Source organism: Sporolactobacillus inulinus, from assembly GCF_006539285.1.
GTDB classification, from domain to species: domain Bacteria; phylum Bacillota; class Bacilli; order Bacillales; family Sporolactobacillaceae; genus Sporolactobacillus; species Sporolactobacillus inulinus.
The window spans coordinates 1-15,843 of record NZ_BJMS01000082.1 but is presented as its reverse complement, the minus strand read 5'-3'; the positions used below and the strand labels follow the sequence as shown (position 1 = coordinate 15,843).

The window sequence follows — 15,843 nt, the reverse complement described above, 5'->3', positions numbered from 1 at the left end:
GATTTTATTTAAAGAAGCAAAAGCGAGAGGTGGGTGTTTTGATGAGCGCAAACCAGATGACATTAGGCGGAGCGTTTAATATTCCGCTTGAAAATAATATATCCCAAGTACAACAGGGAAATGAAATCTTGAGAAACTCAATTATCGAATCCTACAAACCTTTTATTAAAAAGGTTGTTTCTAAAGTATGCAATCGTTTTATCGATCAAACAATGGACGAATTCAGTGTGGGTCTCGTTGCCTTCAACGAGGCGATCAATCAATATCAGAACGGTCAGGGGAGTAAATTTCTGACTTTTGCCGATATGGTTATTCGTCGCCGAATCATCGATTTTATTCGAAAAGAATCGCGACAAGTGCGCCATATTTACTTGGATCAGACAAAACCGTCGGATGAAAATACGATGGAGGAAAGCTTCATCGAACAACAAGCGGCGATTGATCACTATGAAGAGCAGCGCCGCATTCAAGAACGCACGGAACAGATTGAAAGCTACCGCGCACTGCTGCTCGATTACGGCATTACGTTTGATGTACTGAGCAAACACTGCCCGAAGCATGCAGATGCACGCGAAAATGCAAAAGTTTCTGCGAAATTGCTTGTTGAACATAAGGAATTGGTCGCTTATTTAAAGAAAAAAAAGCAGTTGCCGATAAAAGATTTGTTACAATTTGTTTCGTGCTCCCGTAAAACGATTGAGAGGAATCGAAAGTATATAATAGCTTTAGCACTCATCTATATTGGTGGGTTCAGCGCATTACGGTCCTATATTGAACCGGAAATGGAGACGGTTCAATGACGACCTGAGAAAGGTGGGGAGAAACACTGATTAAACAAGATCAGGGTGTACTCATTTCCAAGAGAGGGCGCCGTGCCATTGTTTTAACTGATGACGGGGACTTTAAGTCCGTGCGTCTTACACGGACGGCGAGACTGTCGATTGGTCAAACCGTTAAGGCGGCACACCTTGCTCATTTCTTCCTTCTTCCCAAGTCACTTATGATACCGGTGATGGCACTGAGCTTCTCCGTGCTCTGTTTTCTACCGCTTTCACACAGCTCATACGCACCCCCCGGACCTGTGGCCGCTTATGTATCTTTTGATCTGAAAGCGAGTGTTGAAGCGAGTGTAGATCGCAACATGAACATTATTTCTGTTCAACCCTTAAACCGGGAGGCAAAACAATTTATTGAAGAACGGCCAATGCTTCAGAATGCGTCTTTTCAAGAACTGAGCGCAACGCTGCTTTCAAAATTGGGTAAGGATTCGGGTAGCTCGCTTTGCATTGTTACGTCCGTCCTTACGGATCAAATCAGTCATTCGCAGCGAACGGATTTTACGAGTGGTCTGACTGCAGCATTCAAAAGCAGTGCACGTCGCGCAATAGAGGCGAACGGCATCGATGTGCAATGGTTGCATACGTCGCTTCAGCAGAAACGAGAGGCTGAAGCACGCGGTTTGTCGGCGGGCAAGTATCTGCTTTATTTAAATGCGAATGCCTATGGGAAAACGCTGTCCCTTGATGATGCCCGGCAACTGTCCGCAGAGAAAATTCGCGAGCGTTCGGAGTCGCTTTCCCTCCCATGGCGCGCTTTATTTAAAGAAACGAGAAGTATTCGAGCGAATCATCCAAAAGTGGAGCAGGCTGTATCGGACTGGAAGCATACACATCCGCTCTTTCAGAATCCGTTTCAATCGAAAGAACGGTTCATCGATCAAAAGGACAGCGGTTACCACGATCTGAATAGCCGCACTGCGCGTTATGCCTGAACGGTATAGAGCTATGTACCGTGAGACGCTTGATCGGAGCAGCACGATGATTGATAAAAAGAATTGACACGAACCGTTTTGGATGGTAAATTAAGTACACTCAATTGAATAGAAAAACTCTTATCCAGAGTGGCGGAGGGACTGGCCCAATGATGCCCGGCAACCTGATTGCGCATGCGCAAAGTCAAGGTGCTAATTCCAACAGAAACGCGATGCGTTCTGGCAGATGAGAGAGGCGGACCCACCTCTCTCAAGGCGGGTTTTTTTATTGGAGAATAATGAATGGACGAGAGGTGAAGGGGCCGGCATCATTTCATGAGTGAACGAAAACATTAGGAAAACAGTTTTTTATGTCTTGGATTGCGTTGTGTAATTTTTGAAAGCGGTGAACGAATTTGATTCAATTAAGCAATATTGAGAAAACGTTTCGAACTGCGAGAGGTCCTGTTCAAGCCTTAACAAGGGTTAATCTCAAGGTTCAAGAAGGAGAAGTGTTCGGTATTATCGGGTACAGCGGTGCTGGAAAAAGTACGCTAATTCGGTTAATTAATTTACTGGAGAAACCGACTTCAGGAACCATCACGATTGATGGTCACGATTTGACGAAGCTGAATGAGCGTCAGTTGCGTAAAGAACGACGCAATATCGGGATGATCTTTCAACATTTCAATCTGCTTTGGTCGCGAACCGTTGCCGAGAATATTGCACTTCCTTTAGAGTTAACGAATACAAAAAAAAGTCAGCGTGAGTCCCGAATTGCAGAACTGATCAAAATGGTGGGGTTGGAAGGAAAAGAATCGGCATATCCCGCGCAACTGAGTGGTGGTCAAAAACAGCGTGTCGGCATTGCACGCGCCCTCGTAAACAACCCAAAGGTGCTTTTGTGCGATGAAGCGACTTCTGCACTTGATCCCAAAACAACCGATTCAATTCTTTCGCTTTTGTCATCAATCAACCAATCATTAGGAATAACGATCCTATTGATTACACATGAAATGTCCGTCATTCAAAAGATATGCAGACGCGTCGCAGTTCTTGATCAGGGATGCATTGTTGAAGAGGGCAGCGTTACCGAGGTGTTCCAACACCCGAAACAGCAGATAACGAAAGAATTCATAGGGAGTTCCGATGGCGATCAGGAGCAAAAGGCAATGCGTTTGCGTGATTTGGCGCCGAAGCGTGCAACACTGGTTCATCTGAGTGCTGATAATCCGCAGCTTCTTCAGAAAAATCTTGCCCGACTGCTTGCCAACACCAACCTTTCAATTAAAGTGCTTGGGACAGAGCGCCAAGATAAGGGAAATCAGGAGAAGACATTACTTGCCGTCGAAGGAACGATCCATGTGATGAACGATGCTTTTGCAGCGATTCGTTCTGAGCATGCAGCAATCGAGGTGCTCAATTCTAATGAGTGAATGGCTTCAATCGGTTGATTGGCCCGGCATGTGGCTGGCAACCGGACAAACGCTTTATATGACGATTATATCTGGGTTTTTTACATTTATTTTAGGTATTCTTTTAGGTTTACTGCTCTATTTAACGGCAAAAGACGGACTTTTTGAAAATCAGATGATCTATGGACTGATCGCCTCATTTGTCAATACCTTCCGCTCGATCCCGTTTATTATCTTAATTATTCTTTTGATCCCGTTCACAATGCTCCTTCTTGGCACAATGATCGGGGCAACCGCGGCGTTGCCGGCAATTGTTATTGGCTCGGCTCCGTTCTATGGACGACTTGTTGAAATTGGGCTTAGAGAAGTGGATAAAGGCGTCATCGAAGCCGCTCAGGCAATGGGGGCAACGAAGTGGCAGATTGTTCTGAAGGTCTTGCTTCCCGAGGCGATGCCGGCGTTATCCTCAGGGATGACGGTAACTTTTATTGCTCTGATCGGCAATACGGCAATGGCGGGTGTTATTGGTGCCGGCGGTTTAGGCACGATTGCATATAATGAAGGTTTTCAAACAAATAATAACTTGATTACGTTCATTGCAACGATTATCATCCTTGTCATTGTTTTCTTGATTCAATACATTGGCGATCGCATTACGCGACGTGTAGACAAGAGATAGACAGCTAAAAGCTGATCATAAAAAAATGATGGTAAAAAAAATCATAGCGACACATCTTAATTGGGGGTAACAAATATGAAAAAATCAATCGTTTTTTCGCTCATTCTAGCATTTGCACTCATTCTCAGCGCATGCGGACAATCAGCAGGTTCGTCTCAAAAGACGCAAACACTCACTGTCGGTGCGTCAGCAGTTCCTCATGCACAAATCTTGAAACAAGCGGTACCACTGCTGAAGAAGAAAGGGATTAATTTGAAAGTAAAAGTGTTCCAAGACTATGTACTGCCTAACCAGGCGCTTGCATCAAAACAATTGGACGCCAATTACTTCCAACATGTTCCATTCCTGGATCTTTATAATAAACAACACAATACGAACTTAGTTAATGCAGGAAAAATTCACATTGAACCTTTTGGCATTTACTCAAAGAAATATAAAAAGGTTACCGACATAAAAGATGGAGCAACGGTTCAAATCAGCAACAACAAGTCGGAACAAGGACGTATTCTGCTGCTCTTGCAGTCAAAAGGGCTATTGAAGATCAAATCCGGTGTTGACCCGATTTCTGCCACACTAAAAGACATTGACAACTTCAAACATCTGAAATTCCTGCAGCCGATTGATCCGGCACTTCTGCCGAAGGCTTACGAAAATAGTGCGGCAGACTTGTTTGCGATTAATACAAATTTTGCGCTTCAAGCAAAATTGCAGCCGAAAAAGGATGCGTTGATTCTTGAAGGAGCTTCATCGCCATATGCGAATATTATCGCCGTACGTAAGGGCGATCAAAATAAAAAAGCAATTAAAGAGTTAGTCCATGTGCTTCAATCGAAGGAAATCCAATCGTTTATTAATAAAGAATATAAAGGCGCAGTGCTGCCGGTATCTGAATAACAACAAGTGCAAGTGCGATGAAACCGCTCGTTAGCAATGGCGAGCGGTTTTTTTCTATTCTCATCAGGGCGATTCATTTCTCCTTTTACAAAATAATGAATAAAGTTGTTTTTTTATCAAAGATCAATGATCAATCTTGAAAACAGCGGTATAATACGGGTACATACATTTATAAATGATGCAGATATCCTTTTATTTGCTATCTATTTACATCTGATATAAGATGATAATGAGAATAGATTGAGAATGTGAATCAATTTGCAAATTGACATTATCCATACTGGAGGTTTTGAGATGACTGCACCTGAATTGAAAATAAATGACCTTCACGTTTCCGTTGAAGGCAAGTCCATTGTCAAGGGCTTTGATCTAGATATGAAGGGCGGAGAGATTCACGCCTTGATGGGACCAAACGGAACAGGTAAATCAACCGTTGCATCGGCACTGATGGGGCATCCGAAGTATGAAGTCACTTCAGGACAGGCTTTGCTTAACGAGCAAAATCTGCTGGATATGGCGGTTGATGAACGTGCACGCGCAGGAATGTTTCTGGCCATGCAGTACCCAAGCGAAGTGAGCGGAGTCAGCAATGCCGACTTCCTAAGAACAGCAATTAACGGCAGACGCGGCGAAGGCAATGAGATTCCGCTGATGAAGTTTATCAAAACGCTGGATAAAAGAATGAACATGCTGGAAATGGATGAATCCTTTGCAGAACGTTATGTCAATGAAGGGTTCTCCGGCGGTGAAAAAAAACGTAACGAAATTTTGCAGCTGATGATGCTTGAACCGCAATTTGCAATTTTGGATGAAATTGATTCCGGGTTGGACATTGATGCATTGAAGTGGGTGGCAAAAGGGGTCAACTCGATGCGCTCAGAGAACTTTGGCTGCTTAATTATTACCCACTATCAGAGGCTGTTGAATTATATTAAACCGGATAAAGTGCACATTATGATGCAAGGACGGATTGTTAAAACAGGCGGACCGGAACTTGCTTTGCAGCTTGAAAAAGAAGGCTATGACGGGATGAAGGCTGAACTGGGCATTAAAGACGACGAAACGGTAGAAGCCTAAACGTTGAAGGAGTAAGGAGGGGTGACGATGTCTATGCAGCTGAAAAACCTTCCGTTTGATGCGGAAGCAATCACTAATTTTACCAAGAATCGAAATGAACCGAAATGGTTTTCAGAGATCCGTCTGAAGGGGTTGGCCCTTGCAGAAGAACTTCCATTGCCGACACCGGAAAAGACGCGTATCGCTGATTGGAATTTTACAAAATTTAACGTTCAAACCGAAAGTGATGCGGTTGACCAATTAAGTGATCTGCCTGAAGAAATCAGCACTCTGATGGGCAAAGGCGATCAGGTCGGCAATGTATTGATTCATGTGAACAATTCGGCCGTTTTTGACCATTTATCACAGAACCTCAAGGATCAAGGCGTTATCTATACAGACCTGGCAACTGCGGTTCGTGAACATAGCGATTTGCTCGCAAACTATTATTTCAAGACAACGTCCATTGATAAACACCAACTGACCGCTTTAAATGCAGCACTCGTCAATGGAGGAACATTCCTCTACGTGCCGAAAAATGTCGTGGTCAGCGAACCGATCCAAGCGGTATATTACCAAGATGCACCGGAAGCGGGGCTGATTGCCCATACGCTTGTTGTCGCAGAAGAGAGCAGTTCGGTCACCTTTGTAGAAAGCTATCTGTCTGATGCAGCGGCAGGCACAAGTGTTGCCAATATCGTCAATGAAGTTGTCGTCGGTGCTAATGCCCAAGTGAAATACGGCGCAGTAGATGAATTCTCTGATCAATTTGTCACCTATGTCAGTCGACAGGCCAACGTCGCCAAAGACGGCCGTATTCAATGGGCACTAGGGCAAATGAATGACGGCAATACCTTGTCCGAAAATGCAACGAACCTTGAGGGAGACGGTGCCGAAGCAGATATTAAGGCGGTAAGTATTGGCAGCGGCTCTCAAAAACAAAACTTTGATAATTATGTGCGCCATGTTGGCAAAGCAACAAAAAGTCAGCTGCTGGTTCGTGCCGCTCAAAAAGATGCATCAAACTCGATCTTTAATGCACGAACAAAGATTGAACACGGGGCGTCCGGTGCGGATGGTGAACAGACGCAGCGGGTGCTGATGCTGAGCGACCAAGCACGAGGCGATGCCAATCCGATTCTCCTCATTGATGAATATGATGTCGTTGCCGGGCATGCGGCATCTGTTGGACGCGTTGATCCAGATCAGCTCTACTATCTAATGAGCCGTGGGATTAAGCAAGAAACCGCTGAAAAATTGATTGTTGAAGGATTTCTTGCACCGGTTGTTGATTTGCTTCCTATTGAAGGCGTACAGAAACAGTTGACAAAATTAATTGAGAGGAAGGTCGGCTAATGGATATTCAAACAATTCGTAAGGACTTTCCAATTCTCAATCAACAGGTTAATGGACATCAACTTGTCTACTTAGACAATGCAGCGACTTCGCAAAAACCAACATCAGTGATTCAAACGATGGTCGATTACTATGAACGCTATAATTCTAATGTTCATCGCGGTGTACACACACTGGGGACGTTAGCAACGGATCGCTATGAAGAAGCACGCGAGAAAATACGCCGCTTTATTCATGCGAAAAGCGATAAAGAAATAATTTATACAACCGGGACCACGCAAAGCTTAAACTTAATTGCCTATGGGTATGGGCTTGCACGTCTTGGTAAAGGCGATGAGATCGTTATCTCGCCGATGGAACATCATGCGAATCTGATACCGTGGCAGCAGGTCGCACAAAAGACAGGAGCCGTACTGCGTTATTTTCCAATGGAAGAAGACGGTACGCTTGCGCTTGAAAAAGTACGTGAGACGATTTCCAATAAAACGAAAATCGTGTCTGTGACAGAAGTATCCAATGTCTTAGGTACGGTTAATCCGGTGAAAGAAATTGCAAAAATTGCCCATGAATGTGGTGCAATCATGGTTGTAGACGGTGCGCAGAGTACCCCGCATATGGCGGTCGACGTACAGGCGCTTGATGCTGACTTTTTTGTGTTTTCCGGACATAAGATGCTTGGACCAACGGGAATCGGTATCTTGTATGGCAAGCAGGAACTGCTTGAGGCAATGGAACCGATTGAAACCGGCGGGGAAATGATTGATGAGGTTGGTTTTCAAAGTGCGACATGGGCAGAGCTTCCATGGAAGCTTGAAGCAGGCACGCCGCATATTGCCGGCGCAATCGGTCTTGGTGCAGCGATTGATTATCTGCAACAGATCGGCATGGATCAGATCCAAAGCTATGAAGAATCTTTGACCAATACGGCCTATGAACTGTTGTCGCAAATTGACGGTGTGACCTTGTATGGACCGGGCAAACGCTCCGGACTAGTTTCGTTTAATATAAACGGTGTACATCCTCACGATGTTTCAACAGCTCTTGACTCGGAAGGGATTGCGGTACGCGCCGGACACCATTGCGCGCAACCGCTGATGAGTTGTTTAAAGTGTGAATCAACGGTTCGCGCCAGCTTCTATTTCTATAATTCTGAGGATGAGATTGAAGCGTTAGCCAAAGGAATTAAAGAAACGAAGGAGTTCTTTGGACATGTTGTTTAATAATCTTGACCAGTTGTACCGATCGGTCATCATGGACCATTATAAGAAACCGAGAAACCGCGGCGAACTCAATGGCAATCATTGTGTGACGGTGAAAATGAACAATCCGTCATGCGGCGATAAAATTCAGGTCTCTCTGGAGATTGAGAACCATAAGGTAAAGGATGTAAAGTACTTGGGATCGGGTTGCGCGATCAGTCAATCCTCCGCTTCGATGATGACCGAAGCAATTAAAGGGCTTGATGTTGATCAAATCCATCAACTTACTTTTGATTTCTCAGAAATGGTTCAGGGTCACGAGCACAATGACGACTTAGATCTTGGCGATGCAGAAGCACTTCATGGCGTTTCGCAATATCCGGCTCGGATTAAGTGCGCGACGTTGGCGTGGAAAGCCGTTGAAAAAGCACTGCGCACCGCGGATCAAGACCTGAATCATGAATGAGCAGTACATGCAATTTTTCTGTGACTTATGGTACACTTAAACTATGTACGACTTAATGAATTCAAACAGGTTAACATTCGGTGTATCTCTGTGATCAATAAATAGGCGATGCCGTGCATCGCCCTATAAAGCTAAAAAGGAGGAATTCCGCAATGGCTACAGAACAGCAGCAGCTTCCTGATATCGAAGAATATAAATATGGATTTAGGGAAAAAGATGTCTCCGTGTTCCGGACCAAAAGGGGTCTGACTGAAGATATTGTGCGCGAAATTTCCAAGAAGAAAAATGAACCGGAATGGATGCTCAATTATCGTCTAAAGGGTCTGCATCATTTTTACAAACGGCCAATGCCTCAATGGGGCGCCGACCTCAGCGGGTTGAATTTCGATGATCTGACCTACTATGTAAAGCCGGTGGATAATCAGGGACGTTCTTGGGATGAAGTGCCGAATGAGATTAAAGACACTTTTGATAAGCTCGGTATCCCTGAAGCTGAGCGCAAATATCTGGCCGGCGTTTCTGCCCAATACGAATCCGAAGTGGTCTACCACAGCATGAAAGATGAGCTGGAAAAGGACGGCGTGATTTTCCTTGATACGGATTCCGCGCTGCAGAAACATGAAGAGCTCTTTAAGCAATATTTTGGCAAAGTGATCTCTTATGCCGATAATAAATTCTCTGCCCTTAATGCGGCATGCTGGTCCGGCGGTTCCTTTGTTTATATTCCAAAGGGTGTGGTATGCAAGACACCGCTGCAAGCTTATTTCCGGATCAATTCCGAAAGTATGGGTCAGTTTGAACGAACCTTGATCATTGTCGATCAAGGGGCGTCTGTCCATTATGTTGAAGGATGTACTGCTCCGGTTTATTCGAGCAGTTCGCTGCACAGCGGAATCGTTGAAATTTATGTGTGCAAAGATGCATACTGCCGCTATACAACGATTCAGAACTGGGCAAACAATGTTTATAATCTTGTTACGCAGCGTGCGATTTGCGAGGATCACGCGACGATGGAATGGGTAGACGGCAACATTGGTTCTGCGGTCACAATGAAATATCCATCGGTTGTTCTCAAGGGTGAAGGTTCACGAGGCAGCACGTTGACAATCGCGATTGGCGGAAAAGGACAAAATCAGGATTCAGGATCAAAGATGATCCATCTTGCGCCGAATACATCGTCAACAATTATCTCTAAATCGGTTGCTAAAAATGGTGGAAACGTTACTTATCGAGGAAAAGTTCATTTTTCGCCGAAAGCAAAGAATTCTCGTTCCCACATTGAATGCGATACCTTGATCATGGATGATCAATCAACATCAGATACGATTCCATATAATGAAGTCCTAAATAAAGATATTTCGATGGAACATGAAGCGAAGGTTTCAAAGGTATCTGAAGAGCAGCTCTTCTATCTGATGAGCCGCGGTCTCACGGAACAAGAAGCTACTGAGATGATTGTTATGGGCTTCATCGAGCCATTTACGAAAGAACTTCCGATGGAATATGCGGTTGAAATGAATCGGTTGATTAAATATAACATGGAAGGCTCGATCGGCTGATCGTCCGGTTTCCGATCCTTTCCAGCAGACCTTTCAATGCGCGAATACGCGCAAATTGAAAGGTTTTTGTTTTACAATAAGAAGGTAAAGCGAGCAGCTGAAGTGAGGTGAAAATAGAAGTATTCATTTGATTTCGTTCGTTTTGCGTTTGGTTTATGATCGGGGGGGGACAAATGCGTGATACGACTACACTTTTTCCATACAAATGATATTCACAGCCACCTCAACAATTGGGGCTGCCTGGTCCGCTATTTAAACGATGAACGGCGCCGGCTTGATCAGGCCGGAGAACCGTATCTGACCCTTGATCTCGGTGATCATATGGATCGCGTAAACCCGTTGACCGAAGGCTTACTTGGGGCAGGCAACGTACACTTATTAAATGAAGCCGGATATGATTATGCAACGATCGGCAACAATGAAGGCATCACGTTCACCAAAGGTCAACTGAGTGCTGCGTATGTCATGCGCCAATTCAAAGTCGTGCTTGCCAATCTCTATGATCAGCATTCGGGCTTGCGGCCATCGTGGTGTCTGCCTTGGACCATTGCTGACATGCAAGGGATAAACGTGGGTTTGATCGGGATAACCGCTGCTTTCCCAAACTTCTACAGCCAGCTCGGCTGGAGCATTTCAGACCCCTACACAGAGCTGAAGACGGCAGTGGATCAAGTACGGGATAAAGTAGATCTTGTGGTTGTTCTGTCTCATTGCGGGCTGCCCTTTGATGAACATGCGGCAAAGGAGTTGTCCGGGATTGATGTGATCATCGGCGCCCATACGCATCATGTGCTTGAACAAGGAGAACTGTTGGATGGCACATTAATTGCACAGACAGGCAAATTCTTGCGCTATGCCGGTCATATTGTTGTTGAATACGATGAACGAAAGCGTAAGGTTCTTCATAAAGGTGCGGATTTGATCACCCTGCGCATGCCTGAAGATCAAACAGCCGCTCTTGAAGTGAAACGATTAACGGATCGCGGGATTGCCAATATGCAGCATCGTGTTGCTTATTTGGAACATCCATTGCAGGTCGACTGGTTTAAAGCGTCTGAATTGCCGTCAATTATGGCGGATGCGCTTCGCTTATGGTGCGATGCCGATATTGGCCTAGTTAATGCAGGAGTCATTCTTGGTCCGCTTCCTAAAGGAGCTGTGACCCGCTTCATGGTGCATCAGATTTGTCCGCACCCGATTAATCCGTGTCGTGTTGAAGTGTCCGGCAATGCGATTATTTCGATGATTCAGCTCGGCATGAAGAAGTCTTTCCAAAATTATGCGCTTAAAGGGTTCGGCTTTCGCGGGAAACGCGTCGGCTGTCTTGTTTTTAGTCATCTGACTTATGAGCGGGAAGGGGAGACTGCTGTTCATGTTCGGATTAACGGTAAACCTCTTGATCAAGCGGGACGCTACAGCATCGGATCGATCGATATGTTTACTCTAGGCTCGATGCTGCCGCCCATTGTTAAAGCGGAGCACCGCTTTTACTTGCCGGAAACGCTGCGCGATTTACTTGCTTGGCAGCTTGGTAAGCGCAGCGACGCAAAACAGGACAGTCACCCATTGCCTCATCCCTCCATAAACTGAATGAGGAGGGGAGGCTTTAGAATGATTCATGTGCAACCTTTTACGATCGACGGCCGCTTAGTTCAGGGCATCAGTGTTTCCTTGCCAAAGACAACGTTACTGATCATCACCGGGGCATCCGGCTACATTATGTGCGGCGCTCTTGATGTCGGTTTGCTGAACGATAAACTGGCGGATCGCGATGTGCGCGCAGGCAAAGCAGTCGGCGTTCGTACCTTAGAAGACCTTTTGCATGCCCCACTGGCTGAGGTAACCGTTGGTGCAGAAAAAATTGGTGTTCATCCAGGAATGAGCGGTATTGATGCATTAAAAAAAATGGCTTGACGTTAAAAATAAGCCATTGATCCCAATGGGTTTCTAAGGAAAGCATCCATTACCCGGAATAAGCCTTTCCAAAGAAAAAAGACTGAACCCTCCTTCACCTTCATATATATTGAAGTGGAGGAGGGTTGTCATGTTTAAACCGAGCAGACGTTATCGACGAAGAAACCTGTCTTTTAAAAAATCGCTGCTGCTCTCTTTGTTCATTTTCATCCTCTGCGTTTCCTTAGCCATCTGGCTGGTGAACGAAAAAATGAAACCGGCATTGTTCAGTATTGCAGAGACGCAGACGGAACAAATGGCTCATTACGCGATTAATTACGGGATCGGAGAGCATGTGCTCAGCAATATTACTGAAGAGAATGATCCTAATGAAATTCCCAAAATAGAAGAATTGTTCATTACCCATCGTACCAAGGATCAGAAAATCACTGATTTTGAGCTTAATTCTGAAAAAGCGAATCAGCTTAAAGGACAGATCTCAAATCGAATCTTATGGTTTCTTCGCGCAGCTGAGAAGGGCCGTATTTCATTTACCAATGGTCCAGAGGATGATCTCTTTTACAGTAAAAACCACCATGGCGACGCAATTATCGCCGATATTCCACTCGGTCAGATCTTAAACAACGCATTGCTCAGTAATTACGGCCCGCGTGTTCCCGTAGAAATGGAAGTCGTCAGCAACGTTGAGACAGATATTAAGGAGGAATATAAAAATGCCGGTATCAATAACCCGCTCTACTCCATTTACATGGTTGTGACTGTCAAGGTGGATGTGATTGTTCCGTTCGCGATGAAATCACAGACGATCAAGCAGCGCATCCCGATTGGCTTAAAAGGTTTAAATCCGGGCGTTCCTTACTTTTACGGATCAAATGGTGCAGGCGTTACGCCCACCGTTCCGATTGAAACGCCTTCTGAAAATAAAAAGAGCAACCGGTAAGACGAAATTTCTTTAATGGCATGCCTTTCTTAGCTAGCCTCATTTTTTTGCAGCATCCTGCCGTTCCCAGATGCGCAGAGCCGGATATGGGTCAACTGAATATTCAGCACGCCCATTATCACGGTAGAGCCCGTAATGCAGGTGAGGGGGAAATTTGCCCATTGTGCCCTTAGGTCCGTATCCAGAACTGCCAACATGACCGATCACCTGCCCCGGTTTTACAATAACATCATGATGAATGCCCGGTGCATAGCCATTCAAATGGGCAAAGTAGTGATAGTTTCCATGGAGATCGCGGATGCCGATGCGCCAGCCGCCGTATTTATTCCAACCGACCAGTTCGATGATGCCATAGGAGGTGGCGCGCACCGGTGTGCCATAGTCAGCAAAAATATCGGTACCTTCATGGATACGGTTGCCGCCCCAACCGCGTTTTGCCCCCCAAGTCGATGCATAATCATGGTTGTAATTGAGCGGTACCGGGAAGACATGTTTTTCCAGTTCCTCAGGTTCTGCATGTTCAAAGAGCCGCGCGAAATCATTGATTAGGTCGACCGCTTTACCGCGCCGATAATACTGCCAGAGACCGATTCGCGTGTTCTCTTCACCAGGCCCTGCTTGAGCAATGGACTGCGCAAATGTATAGAGCCGATCTTCTGCGCTGCTTCGTTGCGCGCGACCGTCACCATTTCCATCCCTTCCGATTCCACCGAACAAGGCAATCGTACTCGGATTTTGGTCGTCCGGATTAGGATTTAACGGACCGGCCCATGCGCGTTTAGCAAAAGCAATGCTGATCAATTCATCTTTGTGAGGATGTTCTGAATCAAGCGCAAGGATGTTGCGCGCATATTGGTCGCAACCGGCTAGAATGCTCCAACGTATCCCGGTTAGTGCGGCTGTCTTTAAATATAAGGCTTTTCGATCTTGAGCCGTTACATGTGAATCAGCTTGACACGCCAATGCCGGTGTCATGAGCCAAATTAAGATAACGCAAAAAAGATGGAACATTCGTGAGCGTTTCATTGATGAACAGCGGTCCTTTCCTATAATTTCATTCTGATCCATTTTTTGCTGCACTTTTCACCATAAGCGCATGATCTGCTATAATAAGTAGTACGTCGTAAAGAGAACCGTGCTTGTCTTGCTCCGGCAGGCGATCGGCACGCTTTACTAATCAGAGGGGAGGTTATCCCATTGACCGGTTCGATTGTCTCGGTTGATTCCAATACATATGAAGTCATTGAAGATGTCCGCAATGGCTGGAATGAGGAAGCCTTTTTAAAAAGATACAGCGAAATCTTGGGTAAATTCGACTATATTGTGGGGGATTGGGGCTACGAGCAGCTGAGACTGCGCGGCTTTTACGATAACCACAATCCAAAATCAACCTTCGATACAAAAATAAGCACACTTGTTGACTATATTGTCGAATATTGCAGCTTCGGCTGTGCCTATTTTGTACTTAAAAAAGTGAACAAAAAATGATGTTCGATTGAACCTTGTTTGTTAGTGTGTACAAAATTAAAAAATTGATGAATGAACATTCCGATCCTGAAGGATTTTGTGATGGGTAAAAATAGGATGAAAACGGGAGGCAGAGATGTGACAAGCTATGATACATTTTTACTGGACTTGGACGGCACCGTTTACTGGGGGAAAGAGGAAATCCCCGAAGCGGTAACCTTTGTTAAAACGCTAAAAGAAAAAGGGCTGCGTTATTTGTTTGTCACCAATAATTCAACGCGGACAAAAGAAACCGTTGCTGATCAATTAAGCGGATTCGGTATCCCTTGCACGCCTGATGATGTTTTGACGACCAGCATGGCAACAGCGAGCTACATCAAAGCACAAAAAAAAGATGCAAGAGTCCTTTACATCGGCGAACAAGGGTTAAAACAAGCGATAGAGCATGCAGGGCTTATTTATGATGAGGAGCATCCGGACTTTGTTGCCTTTGGTATGGATCGGCAAATTACATACGAAAAATATGCAAAAGCTTGTCTGGCTGTCCGTTCCGGCGCAACCTTTATTTCAACCAATCCTGATGTTGCGCTTCCGAATGAGCACGGTCTTGTGCCCGGAAATGGTGCATTAACCTCTGTGATCAGCGTTTCTACAGGGGTAAAACCGACGTTTATAGGAAAACCGGAACCGATTATTGTTGATCTTGCGCTTGAGAAGCTGGGCGCGTCAAAAGCGCATACATTAATGATTGGCGACAACTATGATACGGACATTTTGGCGGGTATCCATGCGGGAATTGACACGCTGCTGGTCCACACCGGCGTGACTACTCCAGAAGTGCTTAAAACGAAAGACGTGCAGCCGACCTTTGCACTGCCTTCACTGAGTGAGTGGAGATTTGACTAAACCCATGCACGGAACATTTCTTGAGCGTTATTCGATGCATAAGCCGAAGACCGGACAATGTCCGGTCTTTTATTACAGGTGAAGAAAGTATGTGGTTTTTGGTCATGCAAAAGACTGTGCATCAAACGCGCAGATACGAGACGCCCGCGGCAAGCGAGCAACTGAAGCGGCGATTCAGCACCGAAAAGACACGAACCCAGCACACACGGCTGGAGATTGAGGACCGGGCGTATTTAGCCCGG

General features: G+C 45.4%; 16 protein-coding genes and 1 riboswitch. Of the genes, 15 read left to right on the top strand and 1 reads right to left on the bottom strand.

Annotation, left to right across the window (positions count from 1 at the left end):
- The first annotated feature begins 41 nt into the window (after positions 1-41).
- From sigI to yunB, 13 genes are all read left to right on the top strand, one after another.
- Positions 42-800, top strand: coding sequence for an RNA polymerase sigma-I factor (sigI, locus tag SIN01_RS11190; RefSeq protein WP_010024308.1), 759 nt, complete (start codon positions 42-44; stop codon positions 798-800).
- 26 nt (positions 801-826) lie between these two features.
- A complete protein-coding gene (locus SIN01_RS11185; protein ID WP_141306080.1) occupies positions 827-1,771 on the top strand; it encodes an anti-sigma factor domain-containing protein in 945 nt (314 codons plus the stop codon).
- 117 nt (positions 1,772-1,888) lie between these two features.
- Positions 1,889-2,004: riboswitch (SAM riboswitch) on the top strand.
- A 162-nt stretch (positions 2,005-2,166) separates the two neighbouring features.
- Entirely contained in the window at positions 2,167-3,186 is a 1,020-nt protein-coding gene (locus tag SIN01_RS11180; RefSeq protein WP_010024302.1) for a methionine ABC transporter ATP-binding protein, read from the top strand.
- A complete protein-coding gene (locus tag SIN01_RS11175; RefSeq protein WP_010024301.1) occupies positions 3,179-3,844 on the top strand; it encodes a methionine ABC transporter permease in 666 nt (221 codons plus the stop codon). The genes SIN01_RS11180 and SIN01_RS11175 overlap by 8 nt, the downstream gene beginning before the upstream one ends.
- A gap of 75 nt (positions 3,845-3,919) precedes the next feature.
- Positions 3,920-4,738, top strand: a complete 819-nt coding sequence (locus SIN01_RS11170; protein WP_010024299.1) for a MetQ/NlpA family ABC transporter substrate-binding protein — start codon at positions 3,920-3,922, stop codon at positions 4,736-4,738.
- Positions 4,739-5,032: 294 nt separating this feature from the next.
- On the top strand, positions 5,033-5,815 hold the full coding sequence (gene sufC / locus SIN01_RS11165; protein ID WP_010024298.1) for a Fe-S cluster assembly ATPase SufC: 783 nt from the start codon (positions 5,033-5,035) through the stop codon (positions 5,813-5,815).
- A gap of 27 nt (positions 5,816-5,842) precedes the next feature.
- Positions 5,843-7,150 carry a Fe-S cluster assembly protein SufD gene (gene sufD / locus SIN01_RS11160; protein ID WP_010024297.1) on the top strand — a complete coding sequence of 436 codons (1,308 nt, stop codon included), beginning with the start codon at positions 5,843-5,845 and terminating at the stop codon, positions 7,148-7,150.
- Entirely contained in the window at positions 7,150-8,370 is a 1,221-nt protein-coding gene (locus SIN01_RS11155; RefSeq protein ID WP_010024296.1) for an aminotransferase class V-fold PLP-dependent enzyme, read from the top strand. The genes sufD and SIN01_RS11155 overlap by 1 nt, the downstream gene beginning before the upstream one ends.
- Positions 8,360-8,815: a Fe-S cluster assembly sulfur transfer protein SufU gene (gene sufU, locus SIN01_RS11150; RefSeq protein WP_010024295.1), complete on the top strand. Its 456-nt coding sequence runs from the start codon at positions 8,360-8,362 to the stop codon at positions 8,813-8,815. Before SIN01_RS11155 ends, sufU begins: the two co-directional genes overlap by 11 nt.
- A gap of 152 nt (positions 8,816-8,967) precedes the next feature.
- Positions 8,968-10,374, top strand: coding sequence for a Fe-S cluster assembly protein SufB (gene sufB / locus SIN01_RS11145; RefSeq protein ID WP_010024292.1), 1,407 nt, complete (start codon positions 8,968-8,970; stop codon positions 10,372-10,374).
- A 177-nt stretch (positions 10,375-10,551) separates the two neighbouring features.
- The gene (locus SIN01_RS11140) at positions 10,552-11,964 is read left to right on the top strand and encodes a bifunctional metallophosphatase/5'-nucleotidase (RefSeq protein WP_010024291.1); all 1,413 of its coding nucleotides are present in this window, start codon (positions 10,552-10,554) and stop codon (positions 11,962-11,964) included.
- A 21-nt stretch (positions 11,965-11,985) separates the two neighbouring features.
- On the top strand, positions 11,986-12,288 hold the full coding sequence (locus tag SIN01_RS11135) for a YunC family protein (RefSeq protein WP_010024290.1): 303 nt from the start codon (positions 11,986-11,988) through the stop codon (positions 12,286-12,288).
- A gap of 130 nt (positions 12,289-12,418) precedes the next feature.
- On the top strand, positions 12,419-13,228 hold the full coding sequence (gene yunB, locus SIN01_RS11130) for a sporulation protein YunB (RefSeq protein ID WP_010024289.1): 810 nt from the start codon (positions 12,419-12,421) through the stop codon (positions 13,226-13,228).
- 39 nt (positions 13,229-13,267) lie between these two features.
- Here the strand turns inward: yunB and SIN01_RS11125 are convergent, their stop codons facing one another.
- Positions 13,268-14,254 carry a M23 family metallopeptidase gene (locus SIN01_RS11125; protein WP_047035102.1) on the bottom strand — a complete coding sequence of 329 codons (987 nt, stop codon included), beginning with the start codon at positions 14,252-14,254 and terminating at the stop codon, positions 13,268-13,270.
- A gap of 171 nt (positions 14,255-14,425) precedes the next feature.
- Here SIN01_RS11125 and SIN01_RS11120 point away from each other — a divergent pair, with 171 nt between their 5' ends.
- Positions 14,426-14,716, top strand: a complete 291-nt coding sequence (locus SIN01_RS11120) for a YutD family protein (RefSeq protein ID WP_010027768.1) — start codon at positions 14,426-14,428, stop codon at positions 14,714-14,716.
- 117 nt (positions 14,717-14,833) lie between these two features.
- Positions 14,834-15,601 carry a TIGR01457 family HAD-type hydrolase gene (locus SIN01_RS11115; protein ID WP_029548369.1) on the top strand — a complete coding sequence of 256 codons (768 nt, stop codon included), beginning with the start codon at positions 14,834-14,836 and terminating at the stop codon, positions 15,599-15,601.
- Positions 15,602-15,843: the final 242 nt, after the last annotated feature.